Origin of the sequence: Streptomyces changchenzhani (genome assembly GCF_039766235.1) — a bacterium.
GTDB lineage: Bacteria > Actinomycetota > Actinomycetes > Streptomycetales > Streptomycetaceae > Streptomyces.
Window position 1 is genome coordinate 22,690 of the sequence record NZ_JBDHNH010000016.1, and the last position, 18,550, is coordinate 41,239.

Annotated in this window: 15 protein-coding genes; 11 read left to right on the forward strand and 4 right to left on the reverse strand. The window is 72.0% G+C overall.

Annotated elements, in window-relative coordinates; genetic code table 11:
- Positions 1 to 71: 71 nt before the first annotated feature.
- The 3 genes from ABCR94_RS34805 to ABCR94_RS34815 all read left to right on the forward strand — a co-directional run bounded on the left by ABCR94_RS34805 (position 72) and on the right by ABCR94_RS34815 (position 3,810).
- A complete protein-coding gene (locus tag ABCR94_RS34805) occupies positions 72 to 1,004 on the forward strand; it encodes an ABC transporter ATP-binding protein (protein WP_347125022.1) in 933 nt (310 codons plus the stop codon).
- Between the two features lie 68 nt (positions 1,005 to 1,072).
- A complete protein-coding gene (locus ABCR94_RS34810) occupies positions 1,073 to 1,828 on the forward strand; it encodes an ABC transporter permease (protein WP_347125023.1) in 756 nt (251 codons plus the stop codon).
- Positions 1,825 to 3,810 (forward strand): TOMM precursor leader peptide-binding protein, encoded by a 1,986-nt coding sequence (locus ABCR94_RS34815; protein ID WP_347125025.1) that lies wholly within the window; start codon positions 1,825 to 1,827, stop codon positions 3,808 to 3,810. The genes ABCR94_RS34810 and ABCR94_RS34815 overlap by 4 nt, the downstream gene beginning before the upstream one ends.
- Before the next feature lie 120 nt (positions 3,811 to 3,930).
- On the opposite strand, the gene ABCR94_RS34820 is transcribed toward ABCR94_RS34815, so the two are convergent.
- A complete protein-coding gene (locus ABCR94_RS34820) occupies positions 3,931 to 4,107 on the reverse strand; it encodes a thiazolylpeptide-type bacteriocin (protein ID WP_347125026.1) in 177 nt (58 codons plus the stop codon).
- 206 nt (positions 4,108 to 4,313) lie between these two features.
- On the opposite strand from ABCR94_RS34820, the gene ABCR94_RS34825 reads away from it, so the two are divergent.
- Positions 4,314 to 5,537, forward strand: a complete 1,224-nt coding sequence (locus tag ABCR94_RS34825; protein WP_347125028.1) for an amidohydrolase — start codon at positions 4,314 to 4,316, stop codon at positions 5,535 to 5,537.
- Positions 5,534 to 5,842 carry a hypothetical protein gene (locus ABCR94_RS34830; protein ID WP_347125030.1) on the forward strand — a complete coding sequence of 103 codons (309 nt, stop codon included), beginning with the start codon at positions 5,534 to 5,536 and terminating at the stop codon, positions 5,840 to 5,842. The genes ABCR94_RS34825 and ABCR94_RS34830 overlap by 4 nt, the downstream gene beginning before the upstream one ends.
- Before the next feature lie 80 nt (positions 5,843 to 5,922).
- Here ABCR94_RS34830 and ABCR94_RS34835 read toward each other — a convergent pair whose 3' ends face one another.
- Positions 5,923 to 6,906, reverse strand: a complete 984-nt coding sequence (locus tag ABCR94_RS34835) for a helix-turn-helix transcriptional regulator (protein ID WP_347125032.1) — start codon at positions 6,904 to 6,906, stop codon at positions 5,923 to 5,925.
- A gap of 438 nt (positions 6,907 to 7,344) precedes the next feature.
- Between ABCR94_RS34835 and mfd the strand changes: the two genes are divergently transcribed.
- The 6 genes from mfd (at position 7,345) to ABCR94_RS34865 (ending at position 14,906) form a co-directional block, all read left to right on the forward strand.
- Complete coding sequence (gene mfd, locus ABCR94_RS34840; RefSeq protein WP_347125033.1) at positions 7,345 to 10,875, forward strand: transcription-repair coupling factor; 3,531 nt, start codon at positions 7,345 to 7,347, stop codon at positions 10,873 to 10,875.
- A 52-nt stretch (positions 10,876 to 10,927) separates the two neighbouring features.
- Positions 10,928 to 11,227 carry a hypothetical protein gene (locus ABCR94_RS34845; RefSeq protein ID WP_347125035.1) on the forward strand — a complete coding sequence of 100 codons (300 nt, stop codon included), beginning with the start codon at positions 10,928 to 10,930 and terminating at the stop codon, positions 11,225 to 11,227.
- On the forward strand, positions 11,224 to 11,631 hold the full coding sequence (locus ABCR94_RS34850; protein ID WP_347125036.1) for a hypothetical protein: 408 nt from the start codon (positions 11,224 to 11,226) through the stop codon (positions 11,629 to 11,631). Before ABCR94_RS34845 ends, ABCR94_RS34850 begins: the two co-directional genes overlap by 4 nt.
- A gap of 79 nt (positions 11,632 to 11,710) precedes the next feature.
- Positions 11,711 to 12,463, forward strand: coding sequence for an HNH endonuclease family protein (locus tag ABCR94_RS34855; protein ID WP_521978502.1), 753 nt, complete (start codon positions 11,711 to 11,713; stop codon positions 12,461 to 12,463).
- A 215-nt stretch (positions 12,464 to 12,678) separates the two neighbouring features.
- A complete protein-coding gene (locus tag ABCR94_RS34860; protein ID WP_347125038.1) occupies positions 12,679 to 13,362 on the forward strand; it encodes a hypothetical protein in 684 nt (227 codons plus the stop codon).
- Positions 13,359 to 14,906: a serine/threonine-protein kinase gene (locus tag ABCR94_RS34865; RefSeq protein ID WP_347125039.1), complete on the forward strand. Its 1,548-nt coding sequence runs from the start codon at positions 13,359 to 13,361 to the stop codon at positions 14,904 to 14,906. Before ABCR94_RS34860 ends, ABCR94_RS34865 begins: the two co-directional genes overlap by 4 nt.
- 16 nt (positions 14,907 to 14,922) lie before the next feature.
- Here the strand turns inward: ABCR94_RS34865 and ABCR94_RS34870 are convergent, their stop codons facing one another.
- Positions 14,923 to 15,846 carry a class I SAM-dependent methyltransferase gene (locus ABCR94_RS34870; protein WP_347125040.1) on the reverse strand — a complete coding sequence of 308 codons (924 nt, stop codon included), beginning with the start codon at positions 15,844 to 15,846 and terminating at the stop codon, positions 14,923 to 14,925.
- Between the two features lie 63 nt (positions 15,847 to 15,909).
- On the reverse strand, positions 15,910 to 18,468 hold the full coding sequence (locus ABCR94_RS34875) for a YfhO family protein (protein WP_347125042.1): 2,559 nt from the start codon (positions 18,466 to 18,468) through the stop codon (positions 15,910 to 15,912).
- Positions 18,469 to 18,550 lie beyond the last annotated feature (82 nt).

Genomic DNA, 18,550 nt, shown 5'->3' on the forward strand with positions numbered 1-18,550 from the left:
CGACCGCCTTGCCTGACCGCCCGGCGACCCGACCGCCTGACCGCACGCCCGATCAACCGACGGAGATCCCCATGACCACCACCCCCACCACCCCCCAGGACGGCCCGGCCGTCGTCCTCGACGACGTACACAAGCGGTACGGAACCACCCACGCGGTCAACGGGGTGTCGCTCACCGTCGCGCGCGGCGAGTTCTTCGGGCTGCTCGGCCCCAACGGCGCCGGCAAAACGACCCTCGTCGAGATCATGGAGGGGCAGCGAAAAGCGGACTCCGGGACCGTCTCGATCCTCGGCACCAGCCCCTGGCCCCGCAATGTGGCCCTGCTGCCGCGCCTCGGCGTACAGACCCAGACATCGGCGTTCTTCGTCCGGCTGACGGCCCGCGAGCACCTGCGCACCATGGCCGCCCTCTACCGGAGCGACCGCGATGCGGCCGATCGCGCCCTGGCCTCCGTCGGCCTCACCGGGCAGGGCGACAAAAGGATCGACGACCTGTCCGGCGGGCAGCGCCAGCGCCTGGCCATCGCCTCCGCGCTCGTCCACGAGCCGGAGCTGATCTTCCTCGACGAGCCGACCGCCGCCCTCGACCCGCAGGCCCGCCGCGCCCTGTGGCAGGTGCTCCGCGAGCTCAAGGGCGCGGGCCGCACCATCGTCTACACCACCCACCACCTCGACGAGGCCGAGGCGCTCTGCGACCGGGTCGCCATCATGGTCGACGGCGCGATCACCGCCCTCGACAGCCCCGGCCGCCTCATCGCGGCGGGCAGCCCCGTCACCCGCCTGCTGGTCCCCGCCCAGCGGCTCACCCTCGCCGACGCGCAGGCCATCGCCGGCGTCGACCGGGCCACGCAGGACGGCGACACGATCGTCCTGGAGACCCTCGACTCGGGGCGGGTACTGGCCGGGGTCGACGCGATCGCCGGGCTCCAGGGCGTACAGACACGCACCGCGAGCCTCGAAGACGTCTACCTCGAACTGACGGGCTCCGGCATCGACCAGCCGTAAGCCTTCCCCCAACTGCCCCCAACTGCCCCCCACGCACCCACCGCACCAGCGGATACGGAGACACCCTCATGAGCGCATACGCCGCGCTGAGCCAGGCCGGATACCGGGCCTACACCCGCGACAAGACCACCCTCTTCTTCACCTTCGCCTTCCCTCTGCTCTTCCTGGTCGTCTTCGGCCTGATCTTCCACGGGCAGACCGTCGAGCAGAGCGGCAAGCCGTACATCAACTACATCGCCCCCGGCGTGCTGTCCTGGGGCATCGGCAACGCAGCCGTCTTCGGCGTCGGCTTTGTCCTCATGCAGTGGCGGCGCGACGACATTCTGCGGCTGATCCGGATGACACCGACGCGGGTGTCGTCGGTGCTGGCCTCCCGCTATGTGCTGGCGCTGGGCATCGGCGCGGTACAGGCCGTACTCTTCGTCGCCGTCGCGCTGCTGCCGTCGTTCGGCCTGGAACTGGCGAGCAGTTGGCCGCTGGCCCTGCCCGTACTCGTCCTCGGCATCACCGGTTTCCTGGCGATCGGCGTGATCGTCGGCTCGTACGCGAAGACCCCCGAGGCCGTCGCCGCCGTCGCCAACTGCCTGATGCTGCCCATGGCGTTCCTGTCCGGCTCCTTCTTCCCGCTCGACGCGATGCCCGACTGGATGCAGACCCTCTCCCAGGCGCTCCCGCTGCGCTACCTCAACGACGGTATCTCCGCCGCCCTCACCGGCGACGGCTCCACCGGTGACATCGCCTTCGCGTGCGGGGTGCTCGCCGCCTTCGCCCTCGTCTTCGGCGCCGTCGCGCTCAGGACCTTCCGCTGGAGCGACAAGTCATGACGACCGCGGTACGAACCGGCGCGCCCCCGACGGGGGTACTGGCCGAAGCGCCACTGGAGGCGGGCCGCGCCCTGCTCCAGCGTGAACTCACCGCCCGCCACGCCGCGTTGCGCGACGGCCACGGCATCCCCGGCCCCGTCGTCCTCCCGCTCGGCGCCGCCGACGTGCTCGGCTTCGGCCACCCGGACCCGTACGCCGACGCCCGCCCCGGCGCCAACGTCCAGCTCACCGCCCGCGCCGTCCTCATCGGCCCCTGGGGCGGGGCGGACTCCGCCTGCGGCCAGTGCCTGGCCATGCGCTGGCAGCGGCTGCGCAGCCGCTCCGAGCGCGAGGCGCTGGAGCTGGGGCACGAGCCGCACGGCGCCGCGCACTGGCCCGTACTCACCGGCTACGCCGTGGACGCGGTCTGGGCCGCGTACCGCGCGACGATCACCGGCCTGCGCGGCGCACCCGACACCGGCGCGCCCGCCGACCGCGAACTGCCGCAGGTCACCCGCGTCGACCTCGGTACCCTCGCCACCGCGACGTTCCCGCTGCTGCCCGAACCGCTGTGCCCCGCCTGCGTGCGGGACGTGCCCGACACCGCGGAGGCCGCCCGGATGCACCTGGGCCCGGCCCCCAAGCCGGACCCGGACAGCTACCGGCTGCGCACCCTGGACTCCTACCCCCTGCCGACCGCCGCGCTGGCCAACCCGGTCTGTGGCGCGCTCGGTTCGGACACCTGGATCAACCCCGCGTCGACCACCACGGCGCCGGTGGCAGGCACCCACTTCGTACGCGGCTACGCCGGGCTCAACGACGTCACCTGGAGCGGGCAGGCCAACAGCTACGCCACCAGCCGCACACTCGCCTTCCTGGAGGGCCTGGAGCGGTACGCCGGCACGCACCGCAGACGCGGCACCTCACCGGTCGTCGCCCCGTACAACGGCCTGCTCGCCGCCGGGACGCACGCCCTGAACCCGGCCGACTGCGGCTTCTACGCGCCCGACACCTACGCGAGCGACCACCTCGTCAGCCCCTTCGACCCCGACCGGGACATCCCCTGGGTGTGGGGCCACTCGCTGCGCGACTCCCGGCCGATCCTGGTGCCCGCCCGGCTCGCGCACTACAGCGCCGGGGTCGACGCCGACAACTTCGTCTTCGAGTGCTCCAACGGCTGCGCCACCGGCGCCAGTTCGGAGGAAGCGATCCTCTACGGCCTGCTCGAACTCGTCGAGCGCGACGCGTTCCTGCTCGCTTGGTACGGCAGGGCCCCGCTCACCGAGATCGACCTGGGCTCCTGCCGGGGGACCGCCACCCGCACCATGCTCGACCGGGCCGCCCTGCACGGGTACGACGTGCACGCCTTCGATACCCGGATGGACATCGCGGTGCCCGTCGTCACCGCCCTCGCGGTCCGCCGCGACGGCGGCTACGGCACGCTGTCCTTCAGCGCCGCCGCGGGCTTCGACCCGGAGGGCACCGTCGAGGCCGCGCTCTGCGAAGTGCTCACGTACATCCCCCACCTGCCCTACCAGGTCGCCGACCGGCACAGCGAACTCGAAGGCATGGCAAGGGACTTCAGCAAGGTCCTGCACCTCAAGGACCACGCCCAGCTCTACGGGCTGCCGTCGATGACCGAGCACGCCCGTGAATACCTGGAGCCCGCGGCGGTGCTGCCGCTCGCGGAGACCTTCGCCGACTGGGAGACGGTCCGGCCGCGCACCGGTGACCTCCTGGACGACCTGCGGCTGCTGCGCGACGAACTGGTGCGCGCCGGGTACGACGTCATCGCCGTCGACCAGACGACACCCGAGCAGCACCGGATGGGACTGCACACCGTCAGCACGACCGTGCCCGGTCTGCTGCCGCTGGACTTCGGCTGGACCCGGCAACGGGCCCTGCTGATGCCCCGGTTGCGGACCGCGCTGCGGTCGGCCGGGCGGCGTACGGACGACCTGGCGCCGGGCGACATCAAGGCCGTCCCGCATCCGTTCCCGTGAGGGGGGCCCTTGTGCGCGTTCCTGTGAGCGCGCCTTCGGGCGCGTCACCACGGCCGACAGCCTCTTCCCGGCGGGTGTCCCGCCGGGAAGAGGCTGTTGACCGAAGCGGTGATGTCCTGCTCAGGCGCTGCAGGAGGTGGTGCTGGTGGTGCTGGAACAGGTCGACGTCGAGGATGAGGACGTCGAACCGGCGAGCACGACCTCCACGGCGTCCGAGTAGTCGGAGATCTCGAAGGTCTCCGACTCAAGCTCCAGGATCTCGTCGGCGAGAGTGGCGAGGGCGCTCTTCGGGGCCATGGGATTCTCCCTTGCGTCACCGGGGCCCACCGGCTTCTCCGGTGCTGCTCCCTTGCGATGGCCCCATTCCAGTGGTGCCCGCTGTCAGATCGGCCCTGCTTTCGCTGTCACCCCACTGACACCTCGTGACAGCGGAACGACGGAGCCGTGAAGCACCCGCCCCGCACGCTCGCGAAGAGAGAAGCGAAGGAAGAGAGGTGAGGGGAATGACGCCCGACCTTCCACGGGCCGCCCTGCGGTCCGCCGTCGAGTTCTACCTCGATCTGCACGCCCACCCCGAACTCTCCGGCTGCGAGCAGCGCACCGCCGGGCGCCTCGCCGACTGGCTTGAGCGCCACGACGCCGTCGTCACCCACGGCGTCGGCGGCGGCCACGGCCTCGTCGGCGTCCTGCGCAACGGCCCGGGACCCACCGTCATGCTGCGCGCCGAACTGGACGCGCTGCCCGTCGCCGAGCGCACCGGGCTGCCGTACGCGAGCACCGCCCCCGGCGTCATGCACGCCTGCGGCCACGATCTGCACATGGCCGCCGCCGCCGGGGCGCTCGCCGAACTGTCGCGCACCCGCGACACCTGGCGGGGCACCGTCCTGGTCGTCGGGCAGCCCGCCGAGGAGACCCTCGAAGGCGCCGCGGCCATGCTCGCCGACGGGCTGTACGAGCGCTTCGGCACCCCCGACGTGGTCCTCGCCCAGCACGCCGCGCCGCTGCCCGCCGGAACGGTCGCCCACGGCCTCGGCCCGCTGATGGCCGCCAGTACCGCGCTCGACGTGATCATCCACGGGCGCGGCGGCCACGCGGGCACCCCGCATCTGACCGTCGACCCCGTGCTGACGGCCGCCGCGACCGTGCTGCGGCTCCAGTCCGTGGTGTCCCGCGAGACCGCGCCGGCCGAGCAGGTGGTGCTGACGGTCGGTTCGCTGCGCGCCGGCGAGCGCGGCAATGTGATCCCGGACGACGCCCAACTGGGCCTGTCCGTACGGGCCTTCTCCGACGCGGCGCTGGACCGGGCGACGGCGGCGGCCGAACGGATCGTACGGGCCGAGTGCGCCGCGTCGGGCTGCCCGAAGGACCCGGAGTTCATCGTCACCTCGCGCTCACCGGTGCTGGTGCCCGACGCGGCGGCGACCGAGGCCGTGCGCCGCGTCCACGTGGGACTGTTCGGGCCCCACCGGGTGACGCACTGTCCCGCGACCACCGCCACCGAGGACTTCCCGCTGTTCGGCGCGCAGGGCGTCCCGCTGGCCTACTGGATGCTCGGCGTGACCGGCGCCGGGCAGTGGCGGGCCGCCCGGGACGGCGGCGCCCCGGTGGTGCCCAACCACTCGCCCGAATTCGCCCCGGACATCCGTACGGCCCTGCCCACCGGCATAGCGGCGCTGACCGGTGCCGCACTGCTCACACTGGATGCCCCCGAGGAGGCCACCCGATGAGGTCCCGCTGCACCTACGGCGATCGACTCGACACACCCGGAGCACCGGCCGGACTCGAAGGGGCCACCGAGTATGTCGACGTCGTCACGGTCCGCCGCGACAGCGCGGCCCCGGCCGGAGCCACCACGGTGCTGCGGCTGCTCGGGCTGGTGCCGGCGCACTGGTCCTGCACCCCCGAGATCGGCCACGACCGGATCCGGCTGCGGGTCGGTCTCGTCGGATCCACGGATCGCGGCGCGGTGTACCGCGTGCTGTCGCGGGTCCTCGCGGACCCGGCACTGCGCGGCTGGTCCGAGGAGGACTGACTCCGAGGAGGTCTTCGGGAAGGCGGGCCGGGCTTCGGGAAGGCGGGCCGGGACGGCTTCGGGACGGCGGGCCGGGCCCCTCAGACCCACCCGCGTTCGCGCGCCAGCAGCGCCGCGTGCGCCCGGCTCGCGGCGCCGAGCGCCTGCATCAGGTCGGCGACGTGGCGCCGGTAGGTACGTACCGACACCCCCAGGTCCCGGGCGCCCGCCTCGTCCTTGCCGACCGAGCACATCGACCGGAGCACCCGCTGTTCGATGGTCGACAGCCGTGTCGCCGAAGTCGCCGTGTCGCGGCCCACTGCCTGTTCGAGGTCCTCGGCCCCCTCCCAGATCTTCTCGAAGAGGGCAATGATGTTGGTGACCAGGCCACCCTCGTGCGCGAGCAGCGCGCCGCGCGAGGTGTCCTCCGGGTCCAGCGGTACGAGCGCGATCCTGCGGTCGTACACCAGCAGCCGCTCCGAGGTGTCCTCCGCCACCCTGATGCCCGCCCCGCAGGAGACCAGCTCCCGCAGGTAGTCCGCGGTCGCCGGGTCCTGGAGAGCCGCACGGACGACAACATTGCGGATGCGCACGCCCCGCTGGAGACATCGCATGTCCAGCGGCCGTGAGCGAGCGATGTTCTCGGGCGACAGCTTGGTGTAGGGCTCCACATTCAGGATCTCGTCGCGGGCGAAGAAGGCCAGGTCGTCGATCCGGTTACGGACCGCGCTCAGCCCCTCCAACTGCTCGACCCCCTGCGGCGGCGGCAGCCGCGCCTCCTGCTCGGCCCGCAGCCCGTCCACCACGTGCCGGGACCGGGTGACGAGCTGGAGCTCCTGGTGGAGCTCGTGCAGCCGTACGTCGACCAGCCGGGCGAGCGCCACCTCGGGGTTGGCCGGGGAGATCAGCCCGTCCGGGCCCGTGGGGTGCAGCAGGCTAAGATCGCGCAGCCGGCCGAGGCAGCTCAGGACGGCATCGGGATCGGTGTGCAGCCGCAGGTGGATGTCGTCGGCGGGTGTGTCGGGATTCCGCAGAAAATGCCGGTAGATCTCTTCTTCGGTCTCGGACACGCCGAATACAGACATCTCGTTGTGAGCCAAGTGTGCCCCCGCTGCTTGGTCCTCGGGCAGCGCTGCCCGACGAGGGTCGCCCGGGTTCGGCCACGCTGCCGGAGCAGTAGGGCAAAGAATAGGCCGTGGTCATCGGTTTTGAGACGGCGACGGCGTCAAATATGTGTGAGCTGCGGGCGTACCGCGGGTAGCCCCTGAGGGCAGGCAGGTCCGGGGCGTGCCCAAGGGCCCGCGCCCCCCTGGGGAGTGCCCGGCCGATCTTCGTGGTGGGCAATGCGGGCGCGAGTGTCGTAGGGGAGTCGTACGCTGGAATCCGCCCCGGCCCGTGAGACGTGTCGGGCCCTTCGCGTTGCCCGCCCAGTCACTGCCACCCCACAGCCACTCCACTCCACCCCATCCCACTCCACGCACTCCATCCCACCCCACTGCTGTCACCCCGGACGGAAACCCTTCATGAGCCTGCACGGTCTGCTGGACGCCGTTGTAAGAGACCCGGCGCTCGCCGAAGCGGTGAAGGCCGCCACCGACGGCAACCGCATGCACGTCGACCTCGTCGGCCCGCCCGGCGCCCGCCCCTTCGCGGTGGCCGCGCTCGCCCGCGACACGGGCCGGACCGTGCTCGCCGTGACCGCGACCGGCCGGGAGGCCGAGGACCTGGCGGCGGCGCTGCGCACGCTGCTGCCGGAGGACGGCGTCGTGGAGTACCCGTCGTGGGAGACGCTGCCGCACGAGCGGCTCTCGCCGCGCAGCGACACGGTGGGCCGCCGCCTCGCGGTGCTGCGGCGCCTCGCGCACCCCATCGAGGACGACCCGTCGGCGGGCCCGATCAGCGTGGTCGTGGCGCCCGTGCGGTCGGTGCTCCAGCCGCAGGTCAAGGGGCTTGGCGACCTGGTTCCCGTGTCCTTGCGCTCCGGGGCGAGCGCGGATCTGGGCGAGGTCACCGAGGCGCTCGCGGCGGCGGCGTACTCCCGGGTCGAACTGGTCGAGAAGCGCGGCGAGTTCGCGGTTCGCGGCGGCATCCTCGACGTGTTCCCGCCGACCGAGGAGCACCCCCTGAGGGTGGAGTTCTGGGGCGACGACATCGAGGAGATCCGCTACTTCAAGGTGGCCGACCAGCGCTCCCTCGAAGTAGCCGAGCACGGGCTGTGGGCGCCGCCCTGCCGCGAGCTGCTGCTGACCGACGACGTACGGGAGAGGGCGGCGGCCCTCGCCGAGGCCCACCCGGAGCTGGGTGAGCTGCTCGGCAAGATCGCCGAGGGCATCGCGGTCGAGGGCATGGAGTCCCTCGCGCCGGTCCTCGTCGACGACATGGAGCTGCTGATCGACGTCCTGCCCAGGGGCTCGATGGCCGTGGTCTGCGACCCCGAGCGGGTCAGGACCAGGGCGGCCGACCTGGTGGCGACCTCGCAGGAGTTCCTCCAGGCGTCGTGGGCGGCCACCGCGGGCGGCGGCGACGCCCCGATCGACGTCGACGCGGCGTCGCTGCGGGGGATCGCCGATGTCCGGGACCGGGCGCGCGAGCTGGAGATGATGTGGTGGTCCCTCGCGCCGTTCGCCGCCGACGAGGAGCTGTCGGACGACACGATCAAGCTGGGCATGCACGCCCCCGAGACCTACCGCGGCGACACCGCCCGCGCGCTCGCCGACACCAAGGGCTGGCTGGCCGACGGCTGGCGCGCGGTCTATGTGACGGAGGGGCACGGCCCCGCCGCCCGGACCGTGGAGGTCCTCGGCGGCGAAGGCATCGCCGCCCGCCTCGACGCGGAGCTGACCGAGGTCACCCCGTCCGTCGTGCATGTCTCCTGCGGCATGATCGACTACGGCTTCGTCGACCCCGGCCTCAAGCTGGCCGTCCTCACCGAGACGGACCTCACCGGCCAGCGCACCGCCAGCAAGGAGCTGGGCCGGATGCCGGCCCGCCGCCGCAAGAGCATCGACCCGCTGACCCTGCAGGCCGACGACTACATCGTCCACGAGCAGCACGGCGTCGGCCGTTACGTCGAGATGGTGCAGCGCACGGTTCAGGGCGCCACCCGCGAATACCTCCTCGTCGAGTACGCCCCCGCGAAGCGCGGCCAGCCCGGCGACCGGCTCTACATCCCCACCGACCAGCTGGAGCAGGTCACCAAGTACGTCGGCGGCGAGGCCCCGACCCTGCACCGCCTCGGCGGCGCGGACTGGACGAAGACCAAGGCGCGCGCCAAGAAGGCCGTCAAGGAGATCGCCGCCGACCTGATCAAGCTCTACTCGGCGCGCATGGCGGCCCCCGGCCACACCTTCGGCCCCGACACCCCGTGGCAGCGCGAGCTGGAGGACGCCTTCCCGTACGTCGAGACGCCCGACCAGCTGACCACCATCGCCGAGGTGAAGGAGGACATGGAGAAATCCATCCCCATGGACCGCCTGATCTGCGGCGACGTCGGCTACGGCAAGACGGAGATCGCGGTCCGCGCCGCGTTCAAGGCCGTCCAGGACGGAAAGCAGGTCGCGGTCCTGGTCCCGACGACGCTCCTGGTGCAGCAGCACATCGGGACGTTCGCCGAGCGGTACGCGCAGTTCCCCGTCGTGGTGAAGGCCCTCAGCCGCTTCCAGTCGGACGCGGAGGCGAAGGCAACCCTGGAGGGTCTCAGGGAGGGCTCGGTCGACCTGGTGATCGGCACGCACCGGCTGTTCTCCTCGGAGACCAAGTTCAAGGACCTGGGCCTGGTCATCGTCGACGAGGAGCAGCGCTTCGGCGTGGAGCACAAGGAGCAGCTGAAGAAGCTCCGCGCCAACGTCGACGTCCTGACGATGTCCGCCACGCCCATCCCCCGCACGCTCGAAATGGCGGTCACCGGCATCCGCGAGATGTCGACGATCACCACCCCGCCGGAGGAGCGGCACCCCGTCCTCACCTTCGTGGGACCGTACGAGCAGAAGCAGATCGGCGCCGCCGTACGGCGTGAACTGCTGCGCGAGGGCCAGGTCTTCTACATTCACAACCGCGTCGAGTCGATCGACCGGGCCGCGGCCAAGCTGCGCGAGATCGTCCCGGAGGCGCGCATCGCCACGGCGCACGGGCAGATGGGCGAGAGCGCGCTGGAGCAGGTCGTCGTCGACTTCTGGGAGAAGAAGTTCGACGTCCTCGTCTCCACGACGATCGTCGAATCGGGCATCGACATCTCCAACGCCAACACCCTGATCGTCGAGCGCGGCGACAACTTCGGCCTGTCCCAGCTCCACCAGCTGCGCGGCCGCGTCGGCCGGGGCCGCGAGCGCGGTTACGCGTACTTCCTGTACCCGCCGGAGAAGCCCCTCACCGAGACCGCCCACGAGCGCCTCGCGACGATCGCCCAGCACACCGAGATGGGCGCCGGTATGTACGTCGCGATGAAGGACCTGGAGATCCGCGGCGCGGGCAACCTGCTGGGCGGCGAGCAGTCCGGCCACATCGCGGGCGTCGGCTTCGACCTGTACATCCGCATGGTCGGCGAGGCCGTCGCCGACTACCGGGCCGCGGTCGAGGGCGGCGAGCAGGAGGAGCCGCCGCTTGAGGTCAAGATCGAGCTCCCGGTGGACGCGCATGTCCCGCACGACTACGCCCCGGGCGAGCGCCTGCGCCTCCAGGCCTACCGTTCGATCGCCGCCGCCAACTCGGAGGAGGACATCAAGGCGGTACGCGAGGAGCTGACCGACCGCTACGGCAAACTCCCCGAGCCCGTCGAGAACCTGCTCCTGGTGGCCGGACTGCGCATGCTGGCCCGCGCCTGCGGCGTCTCGGACATCACCCTCGCGGGCAGCAACATCCGCTTCGGCCCGGTGGAGCTGCGCGAATCCCAGGAGCTGCGCCTCAAGCGCCTGCACCCGCGAACGATCATGAAGCCCGCCACCCGCCAGATCATGGTCCCGCGCCCGGCGCCGGCCACGATGGGCGGCAAGCCGGTGGTGGGCCGCGAACTGCTGCGCTGGACGGGGGAGTTCCTCACCACGATTCTGGGGTCGTGACGCCGGAACAGGGACAATGGCACATGTTCATACGTCGTGTTACCTTCGGACCATGGCGAAGACACGCGTGACATTCACCATCGACCCGGCGGACGCCGACAGGCTTCGCCGGGCGGCCGAGCGCGCCGGTGTCACGTTGTCCGCGTACATCGAGGCCCGGGTGATCGCCTCGGTCGAGCAGGACGAAGCCATAACGAAGACGTTCCGCGACGCCGATGCGGCGACCAATGCGGCCTACGCGGCTGCCGACGCGGCGATCTGGCCCGAGCCCGAGCCGTTGACGCCGGGGGAGAAGGCGGAGGCGGACGCCGTGCTGGAGCGATTCTTCGGCAAAATGCGGCGCTCCGCATGACGGCTTACGTCGTCTACGACAGCGGTGCGATGATCGCCTTGGAGCGCGGCAGTGCGAAGCTCCGGTATCTTCACCGGGCATGGCGGGCCACCGGGGTCACGCCCGTGGTTCCCGGTCCGGTGCTGGCGCAGGTGTGGCGGGGCGGGGCCCGACAGTACGCCCTGGCCGAGTTCCTCAAGCAGTGCCAGGTGTCCCTGGACTACACCGAGAACGACTACCGCCGCGTGGGATGGATGCTGGGCCAGGCCGACCTGCCGCCGAAGAAGCGGCCGGACGCGGTCGATGCACTGGTCGTCCTGACCGCGGTTCTGCATCACACGGACACAGTGGTCACCTCCGACCCCACAGACCTCGACGCGTATGCGGCGACGCTCGGCCGGAAGTTCGACCTCGTCGCTGTCTGAACGTGACCTGCCCGGTAGGAGAAGTGACCGCCCGTAGGATCCTGGGAGCCAGCCACCCCCTCCGTCAGGACGGCCCGCCTTGATACGTACGCTCAGAAAAGCCGCTCCCGTCGCGTTGCTCACCGCCGCCCTGGCCGTCACCGGCTGCACCGAGGGCGGGGTGGGTGGCGTCGGTGACGGGAGCGGCGGGTCGAGCGGTCAGGGCGCAGGACCGGCGGGCAAACCCGGGTCCGCGCCGGCCGCCGCGCAGAAGCTCACCGTCAAGGGGCGGGCACCCAAGACCGGTTACGAGCGCGAGGAGTTCGGCCGGGCCTGGGCCGACGCCGACGACAACGGGTGCGGTACCCGCGACGACATACTGAAGCGGGATCTCACCGGCGAGCGCTTCAAGGCCGGGGTCAGGGGCGGGGACTGCGAGGTCGTGTCCGGCACGCTCACGGACGACCCGTACACCGGGCGGCGCGTGGAGTACGTGCGCGGGCGCAGCAAGGTCGACATCGACCACCTCGTCGCGCTCTCCGACGCCTGGCAGAAGGGCGCCCAGCAGTGGGACCGGAGCAAGCGCGTCGCGTTCGCCAACGACCCGCTGAACCTGCTGGCCGTCGACTCCTCCGCCAACCGCCGCAAGAGCGACGGCGATACGGCGACCTGGCTGCCCGGCAACAAGGCGTACCGCTGCACGTATGTGGCCCGGCAGGTCGCGGTGAAGAAGAAGTACGAGCTGTGGGTGACCGGCGCCGAGCGGGACGCCATGAAGCGGGTGCTTTCGGGCTGCCCCGACGAGCGGCTGCCCGCGGGCGGCGGACCCACCGAGGCGCCGGTCGGCCTCTGAGGGCCTGTGGCGCGTGTCGCGACGCGTACGTCCCGATCGGGCCGACAGTGAGCTGAGCCACATCGGTTCCGTACAACCCAGGGCCCGTTGTCGGTGTCGGTGTATACGCTCGTAGTGCGTTCGCTCGCGCTTCGTCGTCCAGGTCCGGGCCCGTGTCCGGTTCGCGTTCCCCTCACGTCCCCGTTCCCGTCCCACCAGGTCTTCCAGGAGCAGCCATGCACGGCTCCGGCGCCGCGCCGCCCGCCCGTAACGAGGGTGTCGTCATCGGCCTGCGGGTGTTGTTCACCCTCTGCGGGGCGCTGAGTTGCGGCCTGCTGTCCTGCGTGCCGCTGTTCAGGATCGCGCTCCTGCGCGGCAAGGGGTTCGACTGGGTGCTCGCCTGGGGGAGTCTCCCCGTGTCCCTCATCGCCTTCGGTGTGGCCGGTTCGCTGCCCGTGAAGGACCCCAGGACCGATGTCGCCGTGGTCCTTGTGCTGCTGCTCGGCATGGCGAGCGCTGTGTACTTCCTGGTGTTCGACATCCGGCACCACCAGCGTCCGCAGGCCCTCGGGGCCCCAGGCCCGTACGGCCCGTACAGCAACACGGTCCCGCAGTACGGCGCGTACCCGAACCAGGTCTCGAACCACCTCCCGAACCAGGTCCCGAACCAGACCCACAACCCGGGCCCGCCCCTGAACCCGTACGTGAACACGCCGGTCCCCGGGCAGCCTTCGTACGGCTACCCGGCGACACCGACACCGACACCGACCCCGCACCCGCACTCCCCGCGCCTCGACCAGGTCCGTGCCGAGCTCGACGAGCTCAGCGACTACCTCCGCAAGGACAGCGGCAGCGGCAACGGCAACGGTGGCAACAGCGACCCAGGCAGCAGCAGCAGCCGCGACGGTGACGGCCGGTGAACGGGCGGATCATCGCCGGGCGTTACGAGCTCGCCACCATCCTCGGCCAGGGCGGCATGGGCCAGGTCTGGACGGCGTACGACCAGCGCCTCGACCGCCGCGTCGCCGTGAAGCTGCTGCGCCCCGACCGGATGGCCGCCGCCACCGCGGCCGAGGACATGCGCCGCCGCTTCGTGCGCGAGTGCCGCGTCACCGCCCAGGTCGACCACCCGGGCCTGGTCACCGTCCACGACGCGGGCAGCGACAGCGACGACCTCTACCTCGTCATGCAGTACGTCGACGGATCCGACCTCGCCGACCACATCGCCGCGCACAACCCGTACCCCTGGCCGTGGGCCGTCGCGGTCGCCGCCCAGCTGTGTGCCGTGCTCTCCGCCGTGCACGCGGTGCCGATCGTCCACCGCGACCTCAAGCCGCGCAACGTCATGGTGAAGCCCGACGGCACGCTCACCGTCCTCGACCTCGGCGTCGCCTCCGTCATCGACACCGACACCACCCGCCTCACCCACACCGGATCACCCATCGGCAGCCCCGCCTACATGGCGCCCGAGCAGGCCATGGGCGGCGCCGTCGGCCCGTACACCGACCTCTACGCACTGGGTGTGGTGCTGCACGAACTGCTCAGCGGCAATGTGCCGTTCGCGGGATCGACCGTCCTCGGCGTGCTGCACCGCCATCTGTACGAGCCGCCGCTCCCTGTACGCCAACTGCGTCCCGAGATCCCGCAGCCGCTCGAAGCGCTCGTCCTGCGCCTGCTCGCCAAGGACCCACAGCACCGGCCGGCCTCCGCCCAGGAGGTCTACGAGTCGCTCGTCCCCCTCCTGCCCGCGCCCGCCCAGGCCGTGCCGGCGCGCCCGCTCGACCCGACCCGCCCCTTCCTGCGCCCGCACGCCCCCTGGCCCGACCGGGTCACCGCGCCGCCCGCCGCCCAGCCCACCCCCACCCCGGCGCAGCCGGACATCGCGAGCGCCGTCGACGAGGTCAAGCAGCTCCTCGGCGAGGGGCGGATCACCCAGGCCGTGGACATCCTCGGCGGGATCCTGCCGGTCGCCGCCGCGCAGCACGGTGAGCGCTCCCCGGTCGTACGCATCCTGCGCAAGCAGTACGCGGCGACGCTGCTCGACGACGGGCAGTACCGCCGCGCCCTGCCCGAGCTGCGGCGCCTCGCCGACGACCGGGCCGCCGACGCGGGGCCAGGCGACCCGCAGGCGCTCCAGTTCCGCTACGACGCCGCGCAGTGCCTGGAGCAGCTAGGTGAACCTGCCGCGGCCCTCGCGGAGTACCGCAGCCTCCTGCCGTACTACGAGAACCAGTACGGGGCCGGCGCGACCGGCGCGCCCGGCACGGTCGACACGACCGCCCGCGCCTTCGAGCTCCGCAACCGCATCGCGCACCTGCTGCTCGCGATGGGAGATCACACGGCGGCGCACGGCCAGTTGCAGTCCCTGCTGTACGACGCGGAGCGGGTGTACGGCGCGTACCACCCGCTGCCGACCGAGGTGCGGCGCTCCCTCGACCGGCACCGGCAGATGCGCGGGGCCTGAGCCCCGGACGAAGGGCTCAGCCCGCCCGCAGGAACGCGGACGTGGCGACCCGGCCCACCATCGTGAGCCTGCTGCCGCCCGCCACATGCTTGTCGAACGCGTCCTTGACCCCGGGCCAGCGCCCGTCGCCGTAGTCGTCGAGGACCACGATCCCGCCGGGCGCGGCGATCAGCTCGGCCCACTCCAGGTCGGCCAGCACCCCTTCGAAGGAGTGGTCGCCGTCCACCACGATCACGCCGTACTTGCGGTCGGAGATCTCGGAGCGCACCTCGGGATCCCCGGAGAAGCCCTGCCGGATTCGCGCCTCCGCACCCGAACGGCCGCCGCCGAGCGCCAAGTTGGCCCGTACGACGTCCTCCCGCACCGGGGTGCCCGTCGGCTCCTCGTAGTCGGTGGTCCCGGGCTGCAACTGGGTGCCGGCGAGCGGGTCGACGATCGTCAGCCGTGCCTCGATGCCGGTCCGGTGCAGCATGCGCATCAGCGCGGCGGCGAACAGGCCGTGCAGCGTGCCGATTTCCAGCACATCGAGCGTGTTGTCGTCGTCCCTCGGCGCGAGCAGCGGAATGGTGGCCAGCTTGCCGCACACATTGGAGGTGCCGCCCGCCATCCGGCCCACGCCCAGCGCCTCCAGGGCCACCACATTGCGGTAGGCGACGGTGACATTGCGGCGGGCCCGCTCGTCCGCGCCCGTCGTGGTGTCCACCTCGCGTACGAGCGCGTCGATCTGGTCGGGCGTCGGCATCCGGTGCTGGCCGCGCCCGGTGCGGTCGAGCAGCATGCCGAGCCCGTACTGCTTGCGCCGCAGCTCGGCCAGGTCCTTGCGGGTTGCTTCGAGATCGCCGCGCAGCTTTGAAGTGGTGCGGGTGATGCGCTGGTCCACAAGCGCGGCGACGGGGCGCAGGGCCCACTTCGTCAGCCGGTTGCTCAGTAGAGATGGCATGGGGATTCGCCTCTGGCCTCGGTCCTGGGTACGGGGGGCAGGCGGCCGACCGTACGCCGGAGCTCATGTCGTGCGAGCGAAGGGCCGATGGTCCTCGGATGAAGAGTGGGTGTCGTCGTTGTTGCGGCGACGCGAACGGATCCGGGCCAGTACCCGGGGGAAGGCGCCCACCACGACGAGCACGAGCAGGGAGAAGCCGCCCGCGTACCCGCCGATGCGCAGGCCCGGCGGGCTGAAGTCGCAGACCAGTGAGGTGGCCCGGCCGTCCAAGGGCGCGGCGACGAGCCCCAGGTAGGAGTCGGCGGGGCGGGTGGCCGAGCCGTTCACGGAGCAACTCCAGCCCGCGATACGGGGCATGGCGAAGACGGCGGTTCCCCGGGTGCCGGGCGGCAGTTCGGCCCGTACACCGCTGTCGGAGACCCGGACGGAGCTCGCGCCGCTCGCGGTGAGCGCGGCCACGGCGGAGTTCAGCCGCTCCCGGTCCAGACAGCCGACGCTCCCCGCAGGCAGGTCCGCGACGGTGGCCGCCGGATCCTTCGCCGGCGCCTTCAGGGCAATCTCGACGCGGCCGTCGGCGGGTGCCTTCCCCAGCGGCTGCATCGCCGCGCGCCGCGCCGGCTGCCCGCCCCGCAGGTCGCTCTCCGGACCCGTCCCGAGCCGGGCCGTCCCGAGCCGGGCCGTCCCGAGGAAGTCGGGCGCCCACAGGAAGACCTCGTTGCCCGCCGGGCACGCGGCCCGCAAGGTCCCTGAGGTCTGCCTGGTGGGCGGCAGCGTATAGACGGAAGCGCCGAGCAGCGCTTCCTGGTTACGGAACGGCGAGGCGCCGAAGCGCGGTGGGCGGCCGGGCGGGCGCACGGTGACCAGGGGCGGCGCGGGCGCGCGGGTCACCGTCACCGCGCGGTCGTCGGGCCGTGCACGGCCCCGGTGCGGGTCGCGCGGCATGTGCACCCGCGCGCCGACGGAGAACACGGCGTCGGTCACCGGGTTGTCGAGGCTCTGCACCGCGCGCCCGCCCGACATCCAGCCTCCGCCGAGCGCGGCGAGTGTGCGGGTGAGGACGTCGGGCGTGTGGCTGCTGTAGTACGACGCGCCTTGGCCGCCGACGACCAACGGGTCGTTGCCTGTGCTCTGTTCACGCCCGGTCTCGGTCCGGAACGCGGGCCACTCGTTCGCCCCCTCCACCGCCCGTGCCTGCAGCCGCTGCCGCTCGCCCCACGGCGCGTAGTCGTCGAGCCGTCCGAGCCGCTGCCGGTCGGAGTACGCCGTGGTCGCGGCGGCCTGCCCCACCGTCGCCCCCACGAGCAGCACGGCGGCGGCCACCCCGAGGATCCGGCGCCCCCGCAGGTCGGCCCGCGCCGCGAGCAGCACCGCGCCGCCGGCCGCCAGGAGCCCGCCCACGAACAGTGGGTACGTCCAGGCGGTCAGGTGCTCGCTGGTCACCGCGCCCAGCGCGGCCAGTACCAGCACCCCGCCGCCACCGAGCAGCGCACGGCGACCCGGCCAGCCGTACGAGACCGATACCCACCCGGCGATCACCAGGATCCCGGCGAGCACAAAGGTCTGCCGGTACGGGCTGCCGTTGGGTGTCGCGAAGACGTGCCACACCAGATGGGTCGGCCCCCACTGCATGGACACCGCGACGGCCCCCGCGAGCAGCGTCCAGGCCCGCCGCTCGCGGCGCGGCGCGGCCCGGTTGAACACCAGGGTGCAGGCGAGCAGCAGCGCGCCGGTGCCGACGAACACGGCGGGCGTGAAGAAGCTGTACGTCGCAGGGAGCAGCCGGGCGAACACATCGGCCCACCCGGAGGGCGTGAACTCCCGCGCCCAGCCCGGATAGGCATGGGTCGACCCGAGAAAGACGACGGCCAGGACGGGCGCGGCAAGACCGATGCCGAGCAGGGTGGCGCAGGCGGCCCGACGCAGGGCCCGTACCCGCGCCCCGGCCGCCGACCCCTCCTCGGCGAGCAGCCGCAGCACCAGGACCAGCGCGGCCCCCAGCGTCGCCATGTACGCCGTGTAGAAGTTCGCGACCCACGCCAGGGCCACGAGCACCGGGCCCAGGACACGATGGCGGCCCGTACGCGCCCACTCGCCGACCAGGCACAGCAGCGGGAAGGCGATCAGGCCGTCCATCCACATCGGGTTGTAGATCGCCTCGGCGACCGCCCAGCCGCACAGCGCGTACGACGCCCCCAGCACACCCGCGACCCACCACCTGCTGCCGCCCTCGCGCAGCGCGAGCAGCAGCACGGTCATGGCGGCGGCGGCCACCGCCATCTTCAGGACGGTGATCACATACACCGCCAGGTCGATCTCGTCCCTCGGGAAGACCCCGACCAGCAGGGCGAATGGGCTGCTGACATACGTACCGATGTCGGCCAGGAAGCTGGTCCCGTACCCGGACTGCCAGTTCAGCAGGGCCCCGCCGTCCGCGCGTCCGTGCAGCAGGTCCCACAGGTGTGCGTGGAACGGCACAAACTGATTGCCGAGGTCATTGACGCTGCGGGTGCGCGGTCCGAAGGGAAAGCTGCGGGCGACGGCGTCACCGGCGCACACGGCGACCACGGTGATCAGCGCGGCGAGCGCCGCGGCCCGGATTCTGAACGCTTGCACGATCGGCATGGACAACCTTCTGCTGTGTGCGATACCGAATAGGCCAGCATGCGACGGAAGAAGAGATCTCCGTGACATCGGCCCGACATCG

Bases quoted from the DNA above. Each gene is read 5' to 3' on its own strand.
- ABCR94_RS34805 (WP_347125022.1), top strand. From the start codon at position 72: ATGACCACCACCCCCACCACCCCCCAGGACGGCCCGGCCGTCGTCCTC.
- ABCR94_RS34810 (WP_347125023.1), top strand. From the start codon at position 1,073: ATGAGCGCATACGCCGCGCTGAGCCAGGCCGGATACCGGGCCTACACC.
- ABCR94_RS34815 (WP_347125025.1), top strand. From the start codon at position 1,825: ATGACGACCGCGGTACGAACCGGCGCGCCCCCGACGGGGGTACTGGCC.
- ABCR94_RS34820 (WP_347125026.1), bottom strand. From the start codon at position 4,107: ATGGCCCCGAAGAGCGCCCTCGCCACTCTCGCCGACGAGATCCTGGAG.
- ABCR94_RS34825 (WP_347125028.1), top strand. From the start codon at position 4,314: ATGACGCCCGACCTTCCACGGGCCGCCCTGCGGTCCGCCGTCGAGTTC.
- ABCR94_RS34830 (WP_347125030.1), top strand. From the start codon at position 5,534: ATGAGGTCCCGCTGCACCTACGGCGATCGACTCGACACACCCGGAGCA.
- ABCR94_RS34835 (WP_347125032.1), bottom strand. From the start codon at position 6,906: ATGTCTGTATTCGGCGTGTCCGAGACCGAAGAAGAGATCTACCGGCAT.
- mfd (WP_347125033.1), top strand. From the start codon at position 7,345: ATGAGCCTGCACGGTCTGCTGGACGCCGTTGTAAGAGACCCGGCGCTC.
- ABCR94_RS34845 (WP_347125035.1), top strand. From the start codon at position 10,928: ATGGCGAAGACACGCGTGACATTCACCATCGACCCGGCGGACGCCGAC.
- ABCR94_RS34850 (WP_347125036.1), top strand. From the start codon at position 11,224: ATGACGGCTTACGTCGTCTACGACAGCGGTGCGATGATCGCCTTGGAG.
- ABCR94_RS34860 (WP_347125038.1), top strand. From the start codon at position 12,679: ATGCACGGCTCCGGCGCCGCGCCGCCCGCCCGTAACGAGGGTGTCGTC.
- ABCR94_RS34870 (WP_347125040.1), bottom strand. From the start codon at position 15,846: ATGCCATCTCTACTGAGCAACCGGCTGACGAAGTGGGCCCTGCGCCCC.
- ABCR94_RS34875 (WP_347125042.1), bottom strand. From the start codon at position 18,468: ATGCCGATCGTGCAAGCGTTCAGAATCCGGGCCGCGGCGCTCGCCGCG.